Raw genomic sequence first — 23,775 nt, forward strand, 5'->3', positions numbered from 1 at the left:
TACTTCATAAATCCCGGTATTCGAACTTCGCTTAGGTGGGTTTAGCTTTCTCTTTCATAATTGTTTCTTGGTTTTATTGGTATGGTATAATCAGTTAGTTCTTCTTTTTGCTTATCGTAATCGTTGCGCCATCAATCTTAAAATTGGCATTTCCAGTTTGCTCCATCAGTTTTAAAAGCGGTGAAATATTGGCAAACCGGGTAACCACCGCGCCGAAGGTTTCTTTTTTCAGGCTCTCGTCCTGGTATATCACCCGGATATTGTACCAGCGCGCGATCGTTTTCATGATATCCTCAAGGTTATCATCGTAAAATTTAAAATAACCGCTTTTCCAGGCTATAACTTCTTCGATGTTAGCTGCAGACACCTTCATATCGATACCACTAAAGCCTGCCTGCTGGCCAGGCTTCAAAAAAGCTTCATGATTACCGGCCGTCACTTTAACCGCTCCTTTAATAAGTGTTGTTTGGGCTACGGCATCGTCTGGATAAGCATTAATATTGAATTCGGTTCCAATATCCTCTATAGTTTGCCCGCCGGTAATAACTTTAAATGGAGAAGCCTCATTATGCTGAACCACAAAAAAAGCCTCACCTCTCAGTTCTACCCGGCGTTCCTTCGCTTTGGCAAAGCTCACCGGAAATTTGATAGCAGAAAGCGCGTTCAGCCAAACCCTGGAGCCATCAGGTAGCAAAACCTGAAACTGACCACCTACGGGTGTTTCTATAGTATTATATGTAATGACGTCAGGATCTTTATCCTGCTGCATAGACGCGTCTGGCTCATTCGGTGTTGTTACCGTATATATCAGCTGGCCCTGGGCCGTTTTACTGATCTGAATACCCCCCTGGCTGGCAACTTTTCCATCGCCCGCATCTGTCAGTGATATCTTAGAACCGTTGGCTAAAGTCAGGATGGCTTTATTTCCACCAGGCATAATATCATTTTTATGGGCTGCAATACTATCCTTAGGAGCAGTTTCATTATTCCGGATAAATAAATAAACACCTATCCCCAAAATCACAGTCACCGAAGCCGCCAGTGTCCAAAACCGGTAACCGTACCTTCTTTTTGGTGGTATAATGACATCATTAATGCGGTCAAGTATGGAATGATAGGTTGCCTCATCATCATCAGGAAAAGTAGCGTCCCGATAGGCTTTCTCCCGGTACCACTCACTTAATTGTTTCTTTTCAGCTTCCGTGGCAGTACCGTCCGTGTACTTCCGCGTTAATTCATTTATTTTCTGCAGGTCCATAGGTTTATTGGATTGTACCTATATGTACCCTGAGAATCGGTTACCCCCACACGGGAAATGAAAAAAAAATAAAAAAAAACGAGTTTTGGTAAAAAGGATTACTTTTTCAAGGAGAAGAAGGTGTGCAGGATGAATACCAGAGATATCCCATGGTTTTTCATTTCACCGCGAATAATTTTCAGGGCGCGGGTAAGCGTATTTTCAACGCCCTTTTCAGTGATATTGATTTTATCTGCGATCTCAATGTTCCTGAGTCCTTCTGTACGGCTGTACTTAAATATCAAGCGGCATTTTTCGGGCATTTCTTCAACAATGCCATCAATAAAGTCCTGTAGGAACTTGGCATCCAGTTTTTCTTCATCCAGTACGAGATCTTCAAATTTATAATGTTGTTTGGCCAGTTCCTGGCGTCGCTGCTCCAACCGGTAATACTTGAAAACCTTAAATTTGACCGCGGTGGCCAGGAATGCAGGAAGGTTTTGAATATCCAGGCTCTGGTATTTTTCCCACAGGTTGAGAAATACCTCCTGTACGATATCTTTGGCCACAACTTTATCATCACAGTGATTCCATGCAATGAGGAGCATCTTCTGCCAATATCGGTTATAAATCTCATTAAAAGCGCCATGATCGTTCTGGTTTAACAAAACCGTCAGTTCATGGTCGGTGTAATGAGTATAAATAGCCATGCGTTGATCGTTATTAATAAATGGAGAGCTGTTTAGCTGCTAAAATAACGGCGACCGAACTCCACATTCCAATTTTTTTTTCATTACGTGTACCTGTACGTAATAAATATTGCAAAAACATTTTCATTCTTTGTTTAGTAATTGGCAAAAGGAGAACCTGAACAGTTATTCCATCAGGCCACAAGAATACAAAATTACAATCAAACTATTTATACCCTATAAACAATTATTGTACAAGCACTAACTTTTACACGCCTTTTAAAGCTGCATTGATGGCAGCCGGAAGGTTTGTGCCGATATCTGGCCCACCGGTTTGAACAAAGGAGACAATTCCCCTGGCATCGATCACGATAGATACGGGATAGGCATTTAAATGGTATTTTTTATGCACAGCCACCACACCCGGAAGCTGAATATAATTAAATTGGTGTTGTTGTAAAAAAGTATTGACGGCATTTTTACTATCCAATGATAGCGCAAGGAAAATAACTTTTGCGGGATCATATTTATTTTTAATGCTGTTTAATACAGGCATTTCGTTAACACAGGGCTTACAAGCGATAAACCAAAAATTCAGTACCACTATTTTCCCCCTTAAATCCTTTAGGGAATAAAGCTGACCATTCAATCCCCGCAGTTCAAATGCTGGCGCCGGCTTATTTAACAGCCCGCTGTCGTTTTGATCCGCATAGGTTTCGCGAAAACCAGGATATTCCGGCTGTGATTTTACTTTATTAAAGGACGGGACAGCTGCCCCTGCGGATAAATATCCGGCTGTGTTTGCCATAATACTGATCAGGGAAATAAGGAAATACTTTTTCATTTGTCTACATATTGATGAGGCCACAAAGTTATTTCGGCCGCGCTGCCGTAGTGTTAACACCCTGATGTTTAGTGTTAACTAATGTTAACGAAAGCACAGGCACCTGATCATCCCTGATCATATTTAATGATTAACATTAGTTAACACTATTTAATGCTCCTTTAACAAAGTGAAGGTTGTTACGAAATAGCTTTGCCTGATGAAAAGCGTACAAAAATTTAAAAAAAATCAGATGAAGACCTACTTATTTATCGCAGCCTTAAGCATCTGCAACATGAGTGTCAAAGCCCAAACCAAGCCCGGTTCAGCGCCCGTGCCTACTTACATGATGCCTGAGGGCACCCTTATCTCCAAAGACAAGATCGACAGTGTAAGGAAAGTCACTTTCGCTACCAGTATCAGTCCGGATATTAAGCATGACCTGTCCACAGCCATCAATGCAGATCTGTAAGCGTTAACAAATAACTTATCTTTGAGCAACATGATATCACGTCACCGGTATGAAAAAAAGACTGACCTTTTTATTTCTTATCGCCGCCCTTACAGCCGGTGGCATTATCCTGTTCCAATGCTATTGGGTATATAATACGTATAAAACCGGCGAACAAAATCTCAACAAACAACTATCAGATGCACTTCAAAAAAGCATTGATAACTATCATGTGCAAAAAAGCGAGCTTCCGCTTTCCTTAAAATCGCCATCGCCTTTTTTATCGGTATTAAAAGTGATTGAAAAGGACACATCAGCACATTTGAAAGTATTTACTAAGGATGCTAAACATGACCCTTATACAGCTAAAATTGAAGAAGTTCCGGTAAACCCGGCTAATTTATATCGTTTAAAAGTAATGCTAGCTGAAACCCAGTTCATGTCGGCGACATTGATGAATGCCATTAAGCTTGATACATTGAAAGCCCTGTTTAAAGACGAATTAAAAAGGAACAATATCGATTTACCGTTCAACCTTTTATTGTTAAAAAACCGGCAAAACCTTCCATCCGGTAAAATAACCGCTTATATTAATTATTCGAAAAGCAGTCCTATCGTAGAAGCAGTTTTTAGTAACACAGGCCGGCTTCTTCTTGCTCAGAATATCATCCCCGCCATCATTTCACTCGTTTTGATCATGCTTTCTGCGGGTAGCCTTTGGTATATGTCGATCATCATCAGGCGGCAGATGCAACTGGATCATATTAAAAATGATTTTATAAGCAATATCACGCATGAACTTCGGACCCCGATCTCCATTTTAAAATCAACACACGAAGCCTTATTCAGGTATGGTGGTATCGCAGAACCTGAAAAAGCCGAACGCTACCTGAAAATCAACATGGAGATCCTGGACAGACTGGATCATAATGTAGACCGTATCCTGGATATTACGAGGTATGAAAGTGGTGATAAACTGGCCAAACCAGACCAGGTGGATATTGAAGAATTAATTAATATGGTGTTGAAAAGGTTTACCCCGGATGCGGGTTATCATATTGAACTTTTGAATCCTTCAGGCTTACAGGAAGTTTTTACCGACAGCTATATTGTAGATACTATCATTTCTAATGTGGTGGAAAACGCTATTAAATACGGAGGTGAAGATGTAAAAGTTACCATAAAGATTAACCCTTTTGAAAAAGGCTGGCAGTTGATCATCCAGGATGACGGCACTGGTATTGACCATCTGCATTTACCATTTATATTTGACAAATTTTATAGAGTGCCGCAAGGCGATTTGCACGAAGTTAAAGGTTACGGACTTGGTTTGAGTTATGTTAAACAACTGGTTACCAGTTTAAACGGCATCATTTCCGTTAAAAGTAAATTAAATTCTGGCACTACTTTTACCATTCAATTCCCACAAAAATGAATAAGATCAAAGTGCTGTTAGTGGAAGACGAAGCTGTTTTAGCCGCGATAGTTAAAGAAACTTTAGACGCCAGGGGTTTTGAACTGATTATTGCTGCAAATGGCGTGGAAGGCTGGAGTTTTTTTAATAAAAGCAAACCTGATGTATGCGTCATAGATGTGATGATGCCACGCAAGGATGGATTTTCACTGGTAGCGGACATTCGCAAAGTGGATCAGTTAGTTCCTATTATTTTTCTGACTGCCAAAACACAAATTGCGGATGTCATCAAGGGCTTCGAAACAGGTGCAGATGACTATATGAAAAAACCCTTCAGCATGGAGGAATTAATATTAAGGCTGAAAAGTCTTCATCGCAGAAAGGGTTTTCAGGCACCTGCTGATAGTTCTTCTATGCCGGTTATGGTGAATATGGTAGGCAATTTTCAGTTTGATCATCACCGACTGGAACTGGTGGACAACGAAAAGGCCGTTAGTCTCTCACAGCGGGAGGCCGACCTGCTTCAATTACTAATTGACCATAAAAACAAGTTGCTTGACCGTAAAACGGCATTACTGAAAATCTGGGGAGATGATAACCCGTTTAATGCCCGCAGCATGGATGTTTATATTACCAGGCTCCGCAAGTATTTGCTCACGGATACCTCCGTTCAGATCCTCAATATTCGTGGTTTTGGCTACAAATTGATTGATTAGCTAATGACTTTTGAACAAAAAAATCCTTTGTCAATGCTGCAGATCATAACGTCTTTCGGTTAAGCCTCTAACCATTTGCCCAAACTGCCTATAACCTGGATTTCGACTGCTCACAATGAATAGTTTACTGCCGCAGGTTTCAAAAGGCTTGACCTAAAGGATTAATCCTGGGGAAAAACATTTAAAAAAAGAAAATATCTATTGCATTCAGCTATTTTTTATACCTTCGCCGCCCTTGAAATTTTTACTGTTTTATCTCCCCCTGATATGAAGAAGCTTTTATACGGAATTGATTTTGGGACAACCAACTCAGCCTTGGCAATTTACGACGAGGAAACGAAAGAAATACAGAACACGATTATTATTCCTTCGCTTATTTATTTCTATCATCAGCCTAATGCGGCAAAGGGCCCAAATTATGTTGTAGGGGAAGATGCAATTACGGCCTACCTTAACGATAATATGAAAGGGCGTTTTATTAAGTCTATTAAACAAGTATTATCAAGGAGCAGTTTCACGGAAACCCGTATTCATAGTAAGAAGTATAATGCATCTGATCTTGTAGCAATCATTTTAAAAGATCTGAAAGATCGTGCAGATCAATTAATTGGGCAGGATTGCCGAAAAGCAGTAATTGGGAGGCCTGTTTTTTTTGATGACGATGATGTAAAGAAAGATACGTTAGCACAGACACGACTAAATAAAGCGGCAGAAATTGCCGGTTTTGTAGACGTCAGGTTTCAATTTGAACCCATCGGAGCGGCCTTTGCCTATGAAAGAAGCCTCTTAAAAAAGGAAAATGTATTGGTGGCTGACCTTGGCGGAGGTACTACAGATTTTACCTACTTGATGCTTGATCCTGAAAAGGTTGGGAACAAAGACAGGAAGAATGATATGATGGCCAGTGGAGGGATTTATGTGGGAGGAGATAGCTTCGATTCCGCCTTTATGTGGGAGAAAGGCACGCCGTACTTCGGCAAAAACACCCAATACGAAGCCACTCCGGGTAAAGTATTAAGCGTGCCAAAATCGCTTTTTGCAAACATTTGCTCATGGGAACAAATGAATTTCTTTAATGGGCTTCGCATTAAAAAAGATATTGAAGATTACTACTATTTTTCGGGCAAAGATCCGCAGTTTAAAAATCTGATCACGCTTATTGAAAATAACCTGGGGTATTCAGTATTTCAATCCATCGAAAAAACAAAGATCACGCTTTCAAAGGCGGATACTGCTTTGTTTCGCTATCAAAAAATGGATATCAAAATTAACGAGAAAATACCCCTGCCTGATTATGAACAAATTATCGCGAAAGACGTGGACCGGATTGCAAACTACCTGGATGAGTTTATGGTGCAAAACGGTATCAAGCCCCAAAATATCGACAGCCTCTTTTTAACTGGCGGTACTTCTATGGTTAATAGCATTCAAAAACTCTTCAAAAAAAGATTTCCTCATGTTAGCCTAAATTCGGGAGATAACTTTAAAAGCGTGGCCAGGGGTTTGGCTTACAGTGGTTACCTATTTGAGGGATGATCTCTGCGATCTGCAAGATCACAGGATCGGTTAATGAGCCAGGGAGTAGCAATACGGTCAATTTTTAGCCGTTCACGAGTGATCTATTTCACAATTATGTTACTGTTTTATTTGAACAACTATACCTTCTTTTAATTCCTCGTTAGCCTGCGCTACCAGCTGGTCGCCGGGTTTCAGGTCGCCCGCGATCTCGGTCTTTTCCTTGCCGGTAAACCCTGTTTTAACATCTACCCATTTCGTCTTTCCGTTTTCTACCTTGATCACAAACTTGCGTTCCTGCGTGGTCACTACGGCTTTGAAAGGCACAAGGAAACCCTCTTTAGGGCGGCTGACAGGTAATACGATCTGCGCGAACATACCGGGTTTCAACAAGCCGTTCGCATTCGGAAAAGTAAGCTCCCAGGTTTCGCTCCGGGTTTGCGGATCAATGGCATCTGATTTTCGGGCCAGTTTAGCTTTGAAAACCTGTCCGGGATTGGCGGATACGGTAAAGGTTGCTTCGTTATCTTTTAAGGAAGTTGAATTAAAGGCTTCGGGTACGGCTACATCAACTCTTAAAGACGAGTTATCTTCTACACGGAATAACAGTGTTTTGCCGGTATTATCTACAAAATCGCCTTTAAATATATTTCTTGCGGTCACCACGCCATTAAAAGGCGAACGGATCAGCAGGTAGTCCTCTATTGCTTTGTTGGCTTGTGTAGCTGAACGGGAGGCCTGGTAAACCGAGCTGTCTGTAAGCATCTGGTTGCGTGCAATTTCCAGTTCGTTATCTGCCACAGCACCGGGCGTTTGTGCCGCCTTCAACAACCTTAAATAAGTCGACTTGCTGGATTCATATTTAGACTTAGCACCCATGCTGTTACTTTGACTTTGGGCTTGTGCCGCCTTTAATTCAGGAGCATCCAGGATACACAGCACCTGCCCTTTACTTATTTTTGAACCGATATCTACTTTCACTTCTTTTACATAGCCTGGTGTACGGGCATAAATGTTAGCACGGTCAAAGGGAATAATTTCTCCGGTTAAATTCAGTTTATTGGAAACCGGCTCCAGCTTCAGTGTGATCAGTTTAACCGCGGGTTTTTCTGGCAGACCCTGCGGGGCGGCTTTTTCAGTTTGATTGCCACCACAAGCTGCCAGCAGGCAAACAGGAACTAAGAGTATATAATATATAGCTTTCATGATTGATTTTCGGTTAAAAGGTGATACTTACTTGCAGGATCATCAGGGTCTAAGGAGATAACAGGTACAGGACGGTTCCCGATGGACGACTGGTAAATTAAAGGCAATATGATCAGGCTGGAGAACATGGAAAAGATCAGGCCACCGATCACTGCTGTGCCTAATGGCGATGTCTGGTCGCCACCCTCGCCAAAGCCCAAAGCCATCGGGATCATCCCGGCGATCATCGCCAAACTGGTCATTAAGATAGGTCTGATCCGGTCTTTGATCCCCTGTAAATAGGGTTCACTTAGTTTTTCGCTTCTATGCTTTTCTGCCTGGGTGACAAACAGGATGGCATTGGCTACCGCCACACCAACCGCCATGATACAGCCCATATAGGATTGTATATTCAACGTTTTGCCACAGATCCATAACAGCAGCAGGCTACCCGCTAAAATGCCAGGAATAACTGAGATGATCACCAACGACAACCGGAACGACTGGAAGTTTACCGCCAGCAACAGAAAGATGACCACAATAGCGAGCAGGATACCGTTTTGCAATTCCTGAAAAGTTTGTAAAAACACTTCTGCTTGTCCCGGCTGCTGGATCTTCATACCTTCCGGAAGTTTGCCTGTTTCACCAATGATCTTATCGATATCATGGATGGCTGTGCCCAGCGCTTTACCTTGCAGGTTGGCTGTAATAGTGATAAAACGCTTTTGGTTTAAACGGTCAAACTCGCCCTCCGTATTGCCCATTTTCCAGGTAGCTACATCCCGCATATACACCTGTTTACCATTGTTGGAACTCAACAGGATATTATCCACCTGTCCCGGATCGTTCATAATCAGTTCCGGTACCTGCACCTGTACCTGGTAGGCTGTCCCAGCTGCTTTATCAACCCAGTAATTAGGTTGCGTAAAACGACTGGAAGAAGTAGCAGCAGCCAGTGACTTTCCGGCATCTTCTACGGTTAATCCTAACTGACCCAGTTTCACCCGGTCAAATTCAATTTTCATGGCTGGGTAACCCTGTGGCGCGCTATAGGCAACATCCCGCAGGTATGGTAATGTTTTCAGCCGTTCAACGATCTTCTTTCCAAAGTCCCGGTCCTGTGCCAGGCTTTTACCCAATACCTGTACCTGCACCGGTGTTCCTGTTCCCTGGCTCATGACCTGCTCCACGAGGTCAGCCGGTTCAAAAGAAATATGTGATCCGGGCATTTGTTTATTGACGGCCTGACGTACGCGTTCCTTAAAATCATCCAGATGAATGCCGGCACCTGAAATGAATTTAACTTTTAACAAAGCTTCTTCCGGCCCGCTGGTCCATAGATGGATCACACTGACCGGATAGCTTGAACCCACCAGGCCAACATAGGCAGAGGAAATGGCGATCTTGTTGCCGCCGGAGAGGCTGTCGATCAGATGCAGTAATTGTTTGGTGCTTTGTTCTGTCCGCTCGATGCGTGAGCCTTCCTTTAACCTTAATCTTACCTGAAACTGTCCTGCATCCACTTTGGGAAACAACTCTTTACCGACCGTAAAGAATAGCAATCCGGCTAAGGCAATGGAAAGTATGATATAAACAGGTATCAAAATATTTCTGCCCGGTGAAAGGCGATGAATCAGCCGTTCATGTCTTTCTTTAAAACGTGTCATGCGTTTGCCTTCTCCCACGTTTTCGGTCGGTTTATCTTTAAACAGCCAGTTGGCAATCACCGGCACAAATGACTGCGATAACAAGAAGGAAGCGATCATCGCAAAACCAACCGAAAGGGAAAGCGGCAGGAACATCGCCTTAGGGATACCCGACATAAAGAAGGCCGGAAAAAACACAGCCAGGATACACAACAGGATCAATAGTTTTGGTAAAGCGATCTCCTTACAGGCATCCAGGATCGCCCGGCCTTTCTGCTCCCCTTTTTCCTGGTGGTGATGGATATTTTCGATAGTAACCGTCGCCTCATCCACTAATATGCCGATAGCCAAAGCCAGGCCACCCAGCGTCATGATATTGATGCTTTGACCAAACAGCTTCAGGCAGATCACTGCGGAAAGCAAGGCGAGCGGAATGGTTAAAACTACAATGAGCGAACCGCGCCAATCGCGCAGGAACAGCAGCACCATTAAACCAGTTAATAATGCCCCTAAAATACCTTCTGTCATCAGGCTTTTTATGGAATTGATCACATAACCCGATTGGTCAAACTCATAACTGACTTTAATATCCGCCGGTATGGCAGCCTGCATATCCGGTATAGCGGCTTTTACTTTCTGTACCACATCCCAGGTAGAAGCATCGGCCCTTTTAGTTACCGGGATATAAACCGAACGCTTGCCATTGATCAAGGCATAACCTGCGGTAATATCAGCACCATTATCCACCTGCGCCAGGTCATGCACGTAAATGGCAGGGCCACTGCCTGTTTTTACAGGAATATTGCCCAGGTCCTGAATATTATCCACGACCGTATTTTGAGGCGCGATGAGCATCTGGTCGCCCACCCGCAGGTTACCCGCCGGGAGGATGGTATTTCCTTTCGCGATAGCAGTAACCAGTTCCTCGGGACTGATACCATAACTGCGTAATTTATTGGGATCCGCTTTAATCAGCACAGAGCGCTGGTTACCGCCAAATGGCGGCGGCGCGGAAACGCCAGGCAATGTGGAGAACATGGGCCTAACCTTAAACAGGGCCAGATCCGACACTTCGGCTAAAGACCGGGTTGGACTGCTGAAAACCAGTTGGCCAACAGCCACGCTGCCGCCATCGAAACGGGTGACAAAGGGCGACACGGTTCCAGGCGGCATAAAGGCCCTTGCCCGGTTCACCATAGATACTACCTCACCGGTGGCTTGCCCCATATCGGTGCCCTCGTAAAAGTTGAGCTTTAATAAAGTAACACCCTGTATGGTTTTGCTTTCCACGGATTTAATACCGGTTACATATAGAAAGTGGTATTCATAATAAGAAGTCACGAAACCTTCAATCTGTTCGGCTGATAAACCACCATAAGTTTGGGCAACGTAAATGGTCGGTGTCCCCAGCTTCGGAAAAATGTCTACCGGCATCGTTTTGATGGAAACAACCGAAAAGAAAATCAGGGCAATGACGGCCACGATGATCGTGACCGGCTTTCTTAGTGAGGCGTATAAAAATTGAATAATATTCATTTGCCGTATGGATTTAAAAACAGGTTGAGACTACCGCTATAGGCCGCCTCATTGAGCAGGGCCCGCCAGGCACCATAATAAGCGATCTTCACCGTAGCCGCAGACTGAAATAAGAGCTGCTGCGCCTGGATCACATCGTAATAATTGATCAGGCCGGATTTATACCTCGACTGGATGGCTTTGTAGGAATATTCGGCGGAGTGGAATTGCTGCGGTGCCAGCCTGGCTGTTTGTAAGGCCTTTTGAAAGTTGGATGCTGCGATCTCCTTTTGTGTGTTCAGGTGCAGTTCGGTTTGCGCCAGCTGTTCACGGCTGGATGCGGTAATGAGTTCCTGTTGTTTCCACAGTGGCTTTTGTCTGAAAACTTCCAGTATCGGGAAAGCGATCTGGGCGCCCACGCCGTAGTTATACCGTTGGAAACGCCAGCCATCATTGGAATTGACCGAACCATCAGCACCGATACCCGAACCCCGGCCGTATCCAGTGCTCCAAAGGGTTAAGCGGGGCAGGATGCTTTTCTTTAATGATTTTAAGGTCAGCTCATTCGCGCTGACATTCGCCTTTCCTAATTGTACCTCCGGGTGGTCGGCTGTTGAAGTATCAGCCAAAGCAATGGCCGGAAGATGGCTGAAGAGCGAAGAATCAACTGGCAAACCATCCGGTAATTTACCGCCGACCAGTTCTTTAAGCGCAATTAGTGTAGAATCTCTTTGCCTTTCAAAAGCGATCAGCTGCATTTCTGCCCTGGTGTATTCGGAATGAAAGGAGGAAGAGTCTGTTCCGGGCCTTAAGCCACTGACCACTAAGGTTTGAGCCTGTTTTAAGTTGAAGGCCGATTTAGCGATATTGGACTGATAAACCTTGATCAGGTCATTGACCAGTAAATAATTTAGCCAGGCACTGATCACGTAGACCTGGTGCTGAAATAAGGTTAAATTCTCATCCGCCTGGCCATATTGCAGCCTACCTTTAGCGAGATCAATTTCGGCACCACGCTGACCAAAAGTGATGGGTTCCCATTGCAGGTTAAGTGCTGCGGCGCTGCCGGGCACGCCACTGTAATCATTTCCCTTGCTGGGTGGGCCGCTGATCGGTGTGATATACTGTGGGTAGATCATCCCCGTAATATTATTGGCGGTGGCATAATCAACCTGGTAAGAGGCATTCAGCGAAGGGATCAAACCATTTTGCTTATACTTCACCGCATATTGTAAGGCTTGTGTTTGCAGTTTCTTGGCTTTGATCAGGGGATAATTGGCCGCTGCGGTCCGGAGCAGGGAATCAAGGTATGGCTTACCTTGCTGTGCAGCGGCTCGTTCAGGCAGTAAAAAACAAAGGAGTATACCTGCAAGCAGGCTGATCTTTGAATAAATGGGTAAAACGGGATATTTCATATCTGGAAATCCAGTACTGGTATTTGTAGGCACAATGCTATGATAATTTCCGGCCTCAAAATAGAACGGTTTTTACCTGGGTAGAACTCGTTTTACTTTTTGGCCAGATTTTTTTTGTATTCGGATGCTTTCATGCTCATTTGTTTCTTAAAGATCCGGTTGAAGTGGCTTTGATCGGAAAAGCCGGTCAGATAGGCGATCTCCGCAAGGGAATAATCGGTAGTTTCCATCAGGTTCATGGCCTTTTCAATCCGCATTTTTCGTATGTAATCTCCAAAGGAAAGGTTCTCAAAATATTTGGAAAACTCCCGGGATAAGTAGGCGGGGTTGATCTCCAGTTCCTCAGATACCTGTTGCAAACTTAAGCTCATATTGGTATCGATCTGATCCTGGATCATTGCTTTGATTTCCTTTGCCCATTTAGGCGTCTTTTTAGAACCCTTTTGCACCAGAAATTTATTGAATAATTCCAGCCACAGCTGCCCCACAGGCTCCTGAGTATGCTTTTGCTGATATAAATACTTTGCCCAGGTATACAAACCATCATATATTTTCATACCGAGTTCCAGCAATTCATGATCGTTCTGAATATTTTGTGCCAATCCTAAGAATATGGCGGATAAACCTGCAGCCTGAGGAGCAAAATCAAAGCGGTCGGTATCTGCACCACGAACGATAGCTGCAATTCGAAACAAAGCATCGTCTTTTAAGCGATGCTTTTTCAGAAAATAATCAAATGAACACTGGTCTTCGTAGTGGCTATATTCTACATCAGGCACATCAAAAGGAATCGCATCCAACTCTTTCGATTTAACCAGCACCTGATCTAATGGTACATAGATGATCTCGCCTTCAGGATCAATGAAGCGTTTGATCAGCCAGGGACAGGCGATACGGTCAATCTTGGGATGTTCTCGGGTGATCCATTTCATAATGATCAAAGTTAAAAATCTAACCCTTTTAATTGCAAGGCATGTTACCCGGCGATTATACCCTATAAATCTGTAGCAAATTTGAATTACGTTATTACTTATTGAATTATTTTTAAACAACCAATACCACCTATAAGTCAATCGCCCATAATTAAAACCCGAAGTGGTGTACAGACATCGTTATGGGTTCCTGAATTAATCATCCCGCCGACCTTATTTATGCAGAAACAGGCGTTTACAGATACCTTATTTTACGAAGAGGTTCTTTACTCCATTTTTTCAAAACCGATATTAGGGCATTCAGGTTGATCGGTTTGCTCAGGTAATCGTCCATTCCGGCCTTCAGGCATATGGCCCGGTCTCCCGGCATTGCATTTGCCGTCATGGCAATAATAACCGGCTGGAATACACTTTCCTTTCTAATCCTTCTCGTTGCTTCATAACCATCCATTTCCGGCATCTGAACATCCATCAGTATGAGGCCGTAATCCTTCCTTTGTAACATACACAAAACCTCGGCACCGTTTAAAGCAACATCAGGTTCATAGCCCATCTTTTTTAACAAGTGAACAGCCAGTTTTTGATTGATCAGATTATCCTCGGCGATCAGGATGTCGATCGGATACTTTTGAGCAAATTCAACGGAAAAAATCACTTTTTGATCAAGATCAGGTTCTGCTTCAGGCAAAGCAAAGCCCATAAATTGATTCCCAATAACCTTATACAAGGCATCGTATTTTATGGGCTTGTTTAAAACAGCATCAATAAAGTGGTAATTAGCTCCCTGATGTTCATTACCCACTAAACTAAGCAAAATAATGCGCAGCGAAGGGTTAGTCGCCCGGGCCATTTTCGCCAGGTCAAGTCCACTCATTCCGGGCATATTTAAGTCCGTTATCAGCAATTCCACCTCAGGATTCTCCGATAACAATTTTATTGCCTGTTTACCCGATTCTGCAACCAAGGTTATCAATCCATATTTCTCCAGTCGCATTTGTATCATGCCACGACTGATCGCATTATCGTCTACAATCAAAGTCCGTTTATCCTTCCAAACCGGCAAATGGGTAGCCCGATCAGCGGATATTGCACCCTCTTGTTTCAAAGGGATACTAAAGCAAAAGGTTGTTCCAGAACCAGGCGTGCTCATTACGTCAATCTCTCCCCCCATTAATTCAATCAGTCTTTTACTAATTGCAAGTCCAAGACCGCTTCCGCCGTACTTTCTTGTCGTAGTGGAATCACCTTGCGAAAATGCTTTGAACAACCGGCCTAATTTGTCTGGAGCAATCCCAATACCGGTATCCTGTACACGGAATAACAATTTAGTTTTGTTTATACCGGGATCACCTATTTTAATTTCCAGTAATATATCACCCGTGTCTGTAAACTTTACTGCATTACCAATTAAATTGATGAGTATTTGCCTCAACCGCAATTCATCACCGCATATAACGTCTGGCACTTCTTCGCTTATACAATAAACTAAATCGAGGTTTTTTCGGGATATACTATCTGCAAAAACATCCATTACACCTTCAACACAATTCTGTAAATTAAAATCCTGTTCATCGAGGTCCATGTGTCCCGCTTCAATTTTGGAAAAATCCAAAATATCATTAATCACACTTAATAATGCGTCACCGCAATTCTTGATGGTTTCTGTATATTCCTGCTGCTCTGTGGTAAGCGATGTACCAGACAACAGGGTGGCCATGCCTAACACGCCGTTCATCGGTGTACGTATCTCATGACTCATGGTAGCCAAAAAAAGGCTTTTAGCTACGTTGGCCTGTTCTGCTTCCTCCCGGGCCTGTTCTGCCTGTTCCCGGGCGCGGTGCTCATCGATGGTTTTTCGGTCCAACAGTTCCGTGCGCTCTCTTACCTGCCGCTCCAGCACCTGTTGCCGCAATTTGTTGACACGCATCCGGTATCTATTGCTACTAAACAGCGCTACGGCTATACCGAGCAATACTAATAATTTAAACCACCATGTGAGCCAAAATGGTGGCACAATGGTAATCTGCAGCGCCGTCTTTACCGGCGACCAAAGCCCCGAATTGTTCCGGTATTTGATTTTAAACAGGTATTTTCCAGCAGGTATATTGGTATAAAATGCGGTATTACGGGCGCCAACAAAGTTCCAGTCCTTATCAAATCCATCTAGTTTAAAAGCATATTGCTTTTTATCAGCAGCACCATAATCTAACGCGGCGTATTCAAGCGAGAAGAAAGATTGCTTATAGGTCAGGGCTATTGTTTTGGTGTCGGCAATATCTTGTTTTAAAGGAGAAGGATCTTTTTTATCCCTTGCAGGAGCAAGCGGCCTGTTAAAAACCTGTATGGAAGTAACTGTTAAAGGCAAAAAGCTTGCCGGTTTTAATATTCGGGACGGATAAAAAGCGTTGAAGCCATTTGTGCCGCCAAAAAACAATTGGCCATCACTACTTTTCAACGCGGCATGTGGTTTAAACTCATCACCCTGCAAACCATCTTCAGTTGTATAGTTGGTAAAAGTTTTTTGTGCACGGTCGTATTTTGATATGCCATTGTTCGTGCTTATCCACAGATTGCCGCTGTTATCCTCTTTGATAGCGTATATCACATCACTTGGTAAGCCATTTTTAGTAGTAAAGACTGTAAAATGACGACTTGCCACATCTAATAAATTTAATCCGCCAATGGTACACAGCCATAAACCTCCCTTGCTATCTTCAAAAATATCGGTTACGGTATTATTGCTTAAGCTGTTATTATTATCATTGTGTTTAAAATGGCTGAATTTACCGGTTTTACGATCTAACAGGTCAAGGCCGGCATCATTTGTTCCTATCCATAAGTTACCAAAATGATCCTCACATAAATCGTAAATCCGGTCGCTGCTTAAACTATGTGGATCAAGCGCATTGTACCTGAAATGTTTAAACTGCCTGGTCGTGGGATTATAACAGTCCAGGCCATCGTTAAAAGTACCCAACCAGGTATTCTTATCCTTGGTTTGAAGAATGCTATAAACATTGTTTCCACCGATACTGTGCGGATTAGCCGGATCTTTTTTTAAGTTTTCGAATAAATGGGTGGTGGGATCATATATGCTCAGCCCGTCGCCCCATGTCCCTATCCATAAGCGGCCGTCAGCAGCCTGCCTGGTAACTAAAATATAATTGCCCGCTATGCCATTTTTACCCGCAGGTTGTTGCTGATGGTGAATAAAAGACCCGTTCCGGCGGTCAAATTGATCAAGTCCTCCGCCATCCGTCCCAATCCAGATTTGCCTGTCCCTGTCCTCAAAGATATCCAGTACAAAATTACTGGATAAACTCCCGGCAGATGAATTATGCCGGTACATTGGAAAACTGGCCGTTGCTTTTTTATATAGATTAATTCCTCCGCCAAAAGCGCCCACCCACATATTGCCTGCTTTATCTTTACAAAGCGCGTTAATATTGGTACCCCTGATGCTGTTATCATCTATTTCGTCGTGCTGATACTTATAAAACTCACCGTTGGTTCTATTCAACACGGTTATCCCTCCATGCTCCATGCCAACCCACAAATTACCCGAATCATCTTTGTTTAAACTGTTAATGGTATTTACAGAGGCTCCTCTACGGGGGGGTACTATGTTTTTAAAATGACTGAATGATTTATTATCCATGTCAAAACGAAAAATACCTTCAGATTCTGTACCCAAAAACAAAAAACGCGTTTTGTCTTCATACATGCAGGTAATACTATGTCCGGTACCAGCTAGGGTTACCGGAGATGTAGTTCCAAATTTTAAAAAGGTATTATCAGCGGGATGATAAAGCTCTAACCCTCCTGATGCGGTCCCAACCCATAAACGATGTCGCGAATCTTCAAGTACTGCGTGAACGTTATTATTACTCAGGCTAAGCGGGTCGGCATCATTGTGAACATGATGCTGAAATATGCCTTTTGCTCTGTCAAAATAATCCAGGCCGCCACTTTGAGTAGCAATCCATACATTATCCCTGAAATCCAGTACTATCTTATTAATGGTGTTAGCTGATAAACTGTGAGCAGAATTTTCATCATGCAGGTATCGTGTGAACCGTCCAGATCTTATTTCCAGTTTGTTTAAGCCGCTCTTGGTGGCTATCCATATATTGCCAGTGTGATCAATCGCTATGTCACTGATCACGTTATTACTCAGCGAATTGTTATCTTCAGGGTCATGACGGTAGTTAATAAATTTGTATCCGTCATACCGGTTTAACCCATTTCCAGTCCCAATCCACATAAACCCCCGGCTATCCTGGACTATACAGCTTACATCAATTTGTGACAATCCCTCTCTCGTACCCAGATGTTCGAACTTGAGACTTTGGTGCTGAGCAAAGCTACTAACCGGTATAACGAACCAAGTAAAAAGTACAACAAACTTAAACAGGTGAACGAGCGCCCGGGTCTTAATCATCAACAAACAAATATTAAATATGAGCCTTACCGGCAACAGATAAATAACGGATCGGTGATGTTGTATACGAATACAGAATCAACAAGTTGCATGTTAAAATATAAAAAGCCAGCCTCGTGCTATCGTATAGAAAGAGATTTATTTTTTAATCAATAATCATTAAAAGTAAACAGTTTAAAATAAACGATAGCTGATTGATGATGCAGTACAATTCCTTGTTAAATTGCCAGGCTACCATAGGTTTTCAAAATGTAAGGTTTCATTGACCATGAGGCAAATGATGTTAAAGTTAATGCGCCCTGCCTTGTTCGCTGTCGGCACCACCGGTATCGCGCTTGGCTGGCACATTCGTCAATTTACCCAATATATCCATATACAAAGGTTTCACTAAAACAGATGGTATCACCTACCCTGCCACTACAGAATCTTCTGACGGCAAAACCAGGATTACCACAACCACCACTTCTATCGAGTTCAATCCTGTTTTGACGGACAATGACTGGAAAACACCATAAAAATGAAAAATCTGCAGGTTATGAAAAGTCACTGCCTGTGCAGCGCCCCGGTACCAATTATTCTATCCCTACCGGGCGTCAAAAATTATTTGCAATTGCGTTATTTTTTTAAAACCAGGAGCGGTTTCCCTTTTTCAACAATATAGGTTGCGAGTTCTGCACCATTCACTTTACCTACATTTTTGGCCGAATGGTTTTTACCGGCCGGCACAAAAAACACATCCCCTGCCTTAAGCGTTACCGGGCGCTCGCCTTCAATCTCATATTCCAATGTTCCTTCCAGTACATAGATAATTTCTTCGCCCGGATGGGCATGCATTCCAAAAGCAGTACCGGGTTTAAAGTCTACGCGCACCTGAATAGCCTCGTGTCCGGCAACACTGATATCATGCCGCTGAAGATCGGTGCGTACGATTCCGGTCTGCTGCGCTATCGCCTGGCCTGGAATAAAGAGTAACGTTAAACTAAAAATAGTAAGTAGGCTTAAAAGGAGTTTTTTATATGGTTTCATTTCTTTTATTTTAATAATTCACGACTTGTTGATCAGCGGAGATACTTGTCCTTAGTTTCATTCCTACTGGTTATAGAGGGGCAACCAGTTTGAGGTTGCCCTTCGGTTAAGATTTGCGTAATGATTTAAAAGCTGCCCTTAATTCCTCAGCAAAGAGTTGTGGTTGTTCCCATGCTGCGAAATGCCCTCCTTTTGGGGCCTGGTTATAATAGATAAGATTAGGATAAGCCTGCTCTGTCCAGCTCCGGGGAGCCTCATATTGCTCACCGGGAAAAACTGTTACAGCTACCGGGATCTTAACTCCCTTGGCGTTGAAAAAGCCTCCTTTATATTCCCAATAAAGACGGGATGCCGAAACACCAGTGTTTGTAAGCCAATAAAGTGTGATATTGTCCAGAATCTCATCCCGGGTCAGTTCTCCAGTACTGCTGGTAGTTCGGTTAAGACCCGCAGCAACTGTAGCTGCCGGCTGGCTATCAGCATCATTATGATCTAAGAGCCATGAGGCAAGGCCCACCGGTGAATCCGCAATGCCATACAAGGTTTGCGGACGAGATCCCATCAGTCTCGCATAGTCGACTTGTTTAAACGTTCTTACGAGTTGCTCATAAGCACGCTGTTCCGGAGCTGACAAACCTGATGGCATCGGTGCACCAGCCAAAAGTGCCTTATCAACATATGCCGGCACTGTAGCCGGCATATTGGTGTGGATGGCAAGTAATCCCTCGGGTGCCTGCAAGCCCATTTGGTCTACCACAAACGCCCCCCAGTCGCCACCCTGGGCAACGTAACTTTTGTATCCAAGGCGTTTCATTAGCACATTCCAGGCCCGGGCCATACGCTCTGGCCCCCAACCGGTAGTTGTTGGTTTGCCTGAAAAACCATATCCAGGCATTGACGGTATGATCACGTCGAACGCATCTTCGACTTTTCCACCATAAGCAGTTGGATTCGTCAGCGGTTCGATAAGCTTGATCTGCTCAAGCAGTGAGCCCGGCCAACCATGCGATACGATTAAGGGTAGTGCATTTTTATGTTTTGAACGAACCTGGACAAAGTGAATGTCAAGGCCATCAATGTTAGTCACAAATTGCGGTAAGGCATTCAGTTTTGTCTCTATTTTGCGCCAATCGTAATCTGTCGCCCAATAGTGTGCCAGTTGCTGAACTGTCGCCAACGGTACGCCCTGAGACTGATCAGTAACAGTTTCTTTTTCCGGCCACCTTGTTTCTAAAATACGTTGGCGAAGGTTTTTCAAATCGGCATTTGAAAAATTAACCTTGAACGGTCGGATGCTCTCATCGTTTTTTACATCCGATTTTGATACGCCCTGTGCAGCAGCAATCGTAAACTGCAAAGCCAATATTCCCTGTAATAATGTTCTGGTTAAAATATTAAGCGTTTTCATTTTTGACGATTTTAATGTCTGATAGGAATTGTCCATTTTCAGCGGTTGGCTGGCCATATATTTTTCGTTCTTGAACATGAGTTGCCGGGGTACGGTCGATAAGCAAACTAACTAATTCAGGTCGGCTGTAGTGGCCGTTTGCATCCATTAGTCGCTTACGCGCATCTATTTGAGCAAAATCTATATCAGCAATTACTTCACCTTCACCCGATTTTAATGGTTCACCGATTATTTGCCCATCAGGGGCTATAATGGCAGTGAAACAACCTCCTGAAATTGGGCCAATAGGGCCACCTGTATCCTTTGCAATCTGAGCCTGTTGGTCGGCATCAAGCCAACCGGTCGCACAAACTACAAAACAGGCTGATTCAAGGGCATGCTGGCGGACATTAATTTCTGTCTGCTCACTGTGCAATGGGCCCAAAAAAGATCCTGGATACATTGCAGAGTGGATCTGCTCACCGTCAGCTATCATAGCGTATCGGAATAGCGGATTGTAGTGCTCCCAACAAGCCAACTGACCTATACGCCCGACTGCACTGTCAACCGCACGTAATCCGGAAGCATCTCCCTGTCCCCAAACCATGCGCTCATGGTAGGTGGGTGTAAGTTTGCGTCTCCGCTGGATCAAGGTTCCGTCTGCATCAAACAATAGCTGCGTATTATATATGGAGCCACCATCTCGTTCATTAACACCGATCGATACGACCATGTTGGCCAATTTAGCGGCTTGCCCAATAGCCTCTGTATCAGCAGATGGAACTACGATCGCCTCATCCATCAGGAGTTGGTGTTGTTTTCCCATGATGTAGGGAGCCTGGATGAAAGAGAAATACGGGTAATAGGGAATAATAGTCTCTGGAAAGGTTGCAAACTGTACACCTTTTTCTCCCAGCTCACCAATTTTATTGATAATTTTTTTAACTGTCCCTTCACAACTGTATAACACCGGGCTGATTTGTACAGCTGCAACTTTTACAACTCTACTTCCTTTTGTTTTTTTGATATTTTCCATTTTTTTATGATGACGAGATCGCTTCCTTCAGAGTGTACATACAAAATCCCTCGGGTTGGGGATATTTAAATTTTCCATACTTTGAATTCAATTATTTTGTCGAAAACTGTTTAATTTTCGGTTCAAAGGTATTGCGGTAATAGATTAGGGGCAATCACAAACTGGGTGAGTCAGACAAAATAATCGGTGAGCCGGGCGTTCTGATGCCTGGGACAGGATGAAATTTTATATTTATTTTGCGGTTATGACCCACAACCCTTTATATAAGAGTGTTTGTTCAGGGCGTATAAAAAAATTGGGCAAGCGATGAAAATTCATGCTTGCCCAATCCGTTTTCCTGCATGGGCTCGAACCACGATCGTCTGAACCAGAATCAGAAGTGTTACCATTACACCACAGGAAAATAATACGCAGCGGGATGAACATCATGCTGCAAAGCAAATATACTACCTACTGCCTCACTAAGCAAAAATATATGTCAGATATCAGTTATATTATTATCTGTTCACCAAACGCTACCGTTAATCTGCTGACATTTACTTACCCGGTACCTGCTGCAGTAACCACTGTACCACATCGCTTGCAGCTTTATCGTTCTCGTAACCGGCTGGGAGCCTGCCGTTGGTGTATTCATTATATAACCAGGGATCGCCAATGGCAATTACGGTGCCTTTACCATATTTAGCGCTGGCTATGATAGTAGCACCACTACTGTTTTTCAGGACTGACGTTGCAGGGCCGCTTAAGCCTATGGAACACACATCCTTCATGTATATTTTGTGGGCTGTTTTAAATACCTGGTTACCCGTTGTTTTTACGGCACCATCCTCAAAGTGCGCATCATCAATTACATGGTTTTGCAGATCATTATTAAAATGCATCCCGAATTTGGCAGCAAGGGTATTAAAATGAGGCAGCTCCACATTGGCGCTGTCGTTAGCCATCAGTAACAGCACACCGCCTTTTTTTACCCATTTGGCAATTTGCTCTACATCCTTTGGCTCCATATAATTGGGCGCGGGGCTTTCCTTCTTGCTATCAGGATCAACAATAATATAGATGGATACATCTTTTAAATTATCAGTGGTTGGTGCCTGGTCAAGGGAATCTAACTTGGCGCCTGCTGTTGTAAAAGCTTCACCAAAAATGGAGAACCCTGTATTTTGTTTCTCACCCCACAAGTAATGAAAACGTACCTGTTGCCCAGCGGCATCTTTATGTACTTCGTGGTTAAAATAATAATCGAGCGTAACAGTTTGGGCACTGGCCGCTAAACCGGTGCTCATCAACAAGGCTATTATAGCTAACTTCAGGTTCATAAAGGTGCGTTTAWGCAAATATAATGTTTTTAAGCTTGTGTTTTGTCCCCTTCTTGAGTGGGAAGCGCAGGCTTTGTATAATGGCAGGGGTGTGTTATGCTACTTACAGATTAACACACCCCTGCTACATCACAATCTTACCCGCCCCCTCTCAAGAGGGGAACAAAAAATTTATTTCTTATACTCCACCAAATATGGAGAAACCGCCGTCAACACATATCATTGATCCGGTTACAAATGCCGAGGCATCACTTAATAACCAGGTCAGCGCGCCTTTTAATTCGTCGGCATGGCCAAAACGTTTAAAGGGGGTTTGTTTGATCACCAGTTCGCCCCTTTGGGTGTACCCGCCTTCGGGTTTGGTTAATAAATTACGATTTTGCTCGGTCAGGAAAAAGCCAGGTGCCAGCGCGTTCATCCTGATCTTATCGCCATAACGATTGGCCAGCTCCACCGCAAACCATTGGTTATAGCAATCAACCGCGGCCTTGCCAATGTTATAACCCAGCACTTTGGTTATGGCGCGTTTGGAGTTCATGGATGATATATTTACAATACTGCCTGCACCAGCAGTTTTAGCGATAGCCTCGCCAAATATCTGTGTAGGGATAATAGTACCCCAGGTGTTGAGGTCCATTACCTTTTTCATGCCCGCAATATTCATTTTAAAAATATCCTCCTCGGGTGCCAAAACACCTTCGGGCATGTTACCTCCTGCACCATTCACCAGTCCGTCAACACGACCAAATGCATCCACTATTTTATTTTTAGCAGCTACAAGTTCTTCTTCGTTCAGCACGTCGGCCACCAAAGCAATGGCTTTACCACCATTTTTGTTGATAGCATCCGCCCTTTCTTCGGCTACCTCTTTTTTTCGGCCCAGTATGCCTACCGCGCCCCCTGCTTCAACTATCGCGTTTACAAATGCGTCGCCCAGTATGCCGGTACCACCGGTCACTACGATCACTTTACCGGCTAATGAAAATGAATTTTCCAATGTTTGTTATATTTTTTAAATGATATATTGA

Annotated in this window: 19 protein-coding genes; 5 read left to right on the forward strand and 14 right to left on the reverse strand. The window is 43.6% G+C overall.

Annotated features, from left to right (window positions below; translation table 11 throughout):
* Positions 1 to 94: 94 nt before the first annotated feature.
* From AC1DRQ_RS04215 to AC1DRQ_RS04225, 3 genes are all read right to left on the reverse strand, one after another.
* Positions 95 to 1,258 (reverse strand): FecR family protein, encoded by a 1,164-nt coding sequence (locus AC1DRQ_RS04215; protein ID WP_477422368.1) that lies wholly within the window; start codon positions 1,256 to 1,258, stop codon positions 95 to 97.
* Between the two features lie 98 nt (positions 1,259 to 1,356).
* A complete protein-coding gene (locus tag AC1DRQ_RS04220) occupies positions 1,357 to 1,947 on the reverse strand; it encodes an RNA polymerase sigma-70 factor (protein ID WP_477422370.1) in 591 nt (196 codons plus the stop codon).
* 247 nt (positions 1,948 to 2,194) lie between these two features.
* On the reverse strand, positions 2,195 to 2,770 hold the full coding sequence (locus AC1DRQ_RS04225) for a peroxiredoxin family protein (protein ID WP_477422373.1): 576 nt from the start codon (positions 2,768 to 2,770) through the stop codon (positions 2,195 to 2,197).
* 232 nt (positions 2,771 to 3,002) lie between these two features.
* On the opposite strand from AC1DRQ_RS04225, the gene AC1DRQ_RS04230 reads away from it, so the two are divergent.
* From AC1DRQ_RS04230 to AC1DRQ_RS04245, 4 genes are all read left to right on the forward strand, one after another.
* Positions 3,003 to 3,221 (forward strand): hypothetical protein, encoded by a 219-nt coding sequence (locus AC1DRQ_RS04230; RefSeq protein WP_477422375.1) that lies wholly within the window; start codon positions 3,003 to 3,005, stop codon positions 3,219 to 3,221.
* Positions 3,222 to 3,270: 49 nt separating this feature from the next.
* Entirely contained in the window at positions 3,271 to 4,635 is a 1,365-nt protein-coding gene (locus tag AC1DRQ_RS04235) for a sensor histidine kinase (protein WP_429395465.1), read from the forward strand.
* A complete protein-coding gene (locus AC1DRQ_RS04240) occupies positions 4,632 to 5,330 on the forward strand; it encodes a response regulator transcription factor (protein WP_429395462.1) in 699 nt (232 codons plus the stop codon). The genes AC1DRQ_RS04235 and AC1DRQ_RS04240 overlap by 4 nt, the downstream gene beginning before the upstream one ends.
* A gap of 267 nt (positions 5,331 to 5,597) precedes the next feature.
* Positions 5,598 to 6,866: an Hsp70 family protein gene (locus AC1DRQ_RS04245; RefSeq protein ID WP_477422378.1), complete on the forward strand. Its 1,269-nt coding sequence runs from the start codon at positions 5,598 to 5,600 to the stop codon at positions 6,864 to 6,866.
* Here AC1DRQ_RS04245 and AC1DRQ_RS04250 read toward each other — a convergent pair.
* From AC1DRQ_RS04250 to AC1DRQ_RS04275, 6 genes are all read right to left on the reverse strand, one after another.
* The gene (locus AC1DRQ_RS04250; protein ID WP_477422506.1) at positions 6,848 to 6,949 is read right to left on the reverse strand and encodes a chromate resistance protein ChrB domain-containing protein; all 102 of its coding nucleotides are present in this window, start codon (positions 6,947 to 6,949) and stop codon (positions 6,848 to 6,850) included. The genes AC1DRQ_RS04245 and AC1DRQ_RS04250 overlap by 19 nt on opposite strands.
* Positions 6,950 to 6,965: 16 nt before the next feature.
* The gene (locus tag AC1DRQ_RS04255) at positions 6,966 to 8,051 is read right to left on the reverse strand and encodes an efflux RND transporter periplasmic adaptor subunit (protein WP_477422380.1); all 1,086 of its coding nucleotides are present in this window, start codon (positions 8,049 to 8,051) and stop codon (positions 6,966 to 6,968) included.
* Positions 8,048 to 11,212: an efflux RND transporter permease subunit gene (locus tag AC1DRQ_RS04260; protein WP_477422382.1), complete on the reverse strand. Its 3,165-nt coding sequence runs from the start codon at positions 11,210 to 11,212 to the stop codon at positions 8,048 to 8,050. The genes AC1DRQ_RS04255 and AC1DRQ_RS04260 overlap by 4 nt, the downstream gene beginning before the upstream one ends.
* Positions 11,209 to 12,606 carry a TolC family protein gene (locus AC1DRQ_RS04265; protein WP_477422384.1) on the reverse strand — a complete coding sequence of 466 codons (1,398 nt, stop codon included), beginning with the start codon at positions 12,604 to 12,606 and terminating at the stop codon, positions 11,209 to 11,211. The genes AC1DRQ_RS04260 and AC1DRQ_RS04265 overlap by 4 nt, the downstream gene beginning before the upstream one ends.
* 92 nt (positions 12,607 to 12,698) lie before the next feature.
* Positions 12,699 to 13,538: a chromate resistance protein ChrB domain-containing protein gene (locus AC1DRQ_RS04270; protein WP_477422386.1), complete on the reverse strand. Its 840-nt coding sequence runs from the start codon at positions 13,536 to 13,538 to the stop codon at positions 12,699 to 12,701.
* A gap of 235 nt (positions 13,539 to 13,773) precedes the next feature.
* Positions 13,774 to 17,979: a hybrid sensor histidine kinase/response regulator gene (locus AC1DRQ_RS04275; RefSeq protein ID WP_477422508.1), complete on the reverse strand. Its 4,206-nt coding sequence runs from the start codon at positions 17,977 to 17,979 to the stop codon at positions 13,774 to 13,776.
* Between the two features lie 335 nt (positions 17,980 to 18,314).
* On the opposite strand from AC1DRQ_RS04275, the gene AC1DRQ_RS04280 reads away from it, so the two are divergent.
* Complete coding sequence (locus tag AC1DRQ_RS04280) at positions 18,315 to 18,494, forward strand: hypothetical protein (protein ID WP_429395441.1); 180 nt, start codon at positions 18,315 to 18,317, stop codon at positions 18,492 to 18,494.
* A gap of 100 nt (positions 18,495 to 18,594) precedes the next feature.
* Here AC1DRQ_RS04280 and AC1DRQ_RS04285 read toward each other — a convergent pair whose 3' ends face one another.
* The 5 genes from AC1DRQ_RS04285 to AC1DRQ_RS04305 form a co-directional block, all read right to left on the reverse strand.
* Positions 18,595 to 19,005 carry a cupin domain-containing protein gene (locus tag AC1DRQ_RS04285; RefSeq protein ID WP_477422388.1) on the reverse strand — a complete coding sequence of 137 codons (411 nt, stop codon included), beginning with the start codon at positions 19,003 to 19,005 and terminating at the stop codon, positions 18,595 to 18,597.
* 106 nt (positions 19,006 to 19,111) lie between these two features.
* A complete protein-coding gene (locus tag AC1DRQ_RS04290) occupies positions 19,112 to 20,470 on the reverse strand; it encodes an epoxide hydrolase family protein (protein ID WP_477422389.1) in 1,359 nt (452 codons plus the stop codon).
* Positions 20,400 to 21,428: a nitrilase-related carbon-nitrogen hydrolase gene (locus tag AC1DRQ_RS04295; protein WP_477422390.1), complete on the reverse strand. Its 1,029-nt coding sequence runs from the start codon at positions 21,426 to 21,428 to the stop codon at positions 20,400 to 20,402. The genes AC1DRQ_RS04290 and AC1DRQ_RS04295 overlap by 71 nt, the downstream gene beginning before the upstream one ends.
* Positions 21,429 to 21,964: 536 nt before the next feature.
* The gene (locus AC1DRQ_RS04300) at positions 21,965 to 22,747 is read right to left on the reverse strand and encodes a DUF4350 domain-containing protein (protein ID WP_477422392.1); all 783 of its coding nucleotides are present in this window, start codon (positions 22,745 to 22,747) and stop codon (positions 21,965 to 21,967) included.
* 178 nt (positions 22,748 to 22,925) lie between these two features.
* Complete coding sequence (locus AC1DRQ_RS04305; protein WP_477422393.1) at positions 22,926 to 23,744, reverse strand: SDR family oxidoreductase; 819 nt, start codon at positions 23,742 to 23,744, stop codon at positions 22,926 to 22,928.
* Between the last annotated feature and the right edge of the window lie 31 nt (positions 23,745 to 23,775).

Source organism: Mucilaginibacter sp. P4_E8, from assembly GCF_056401495.1.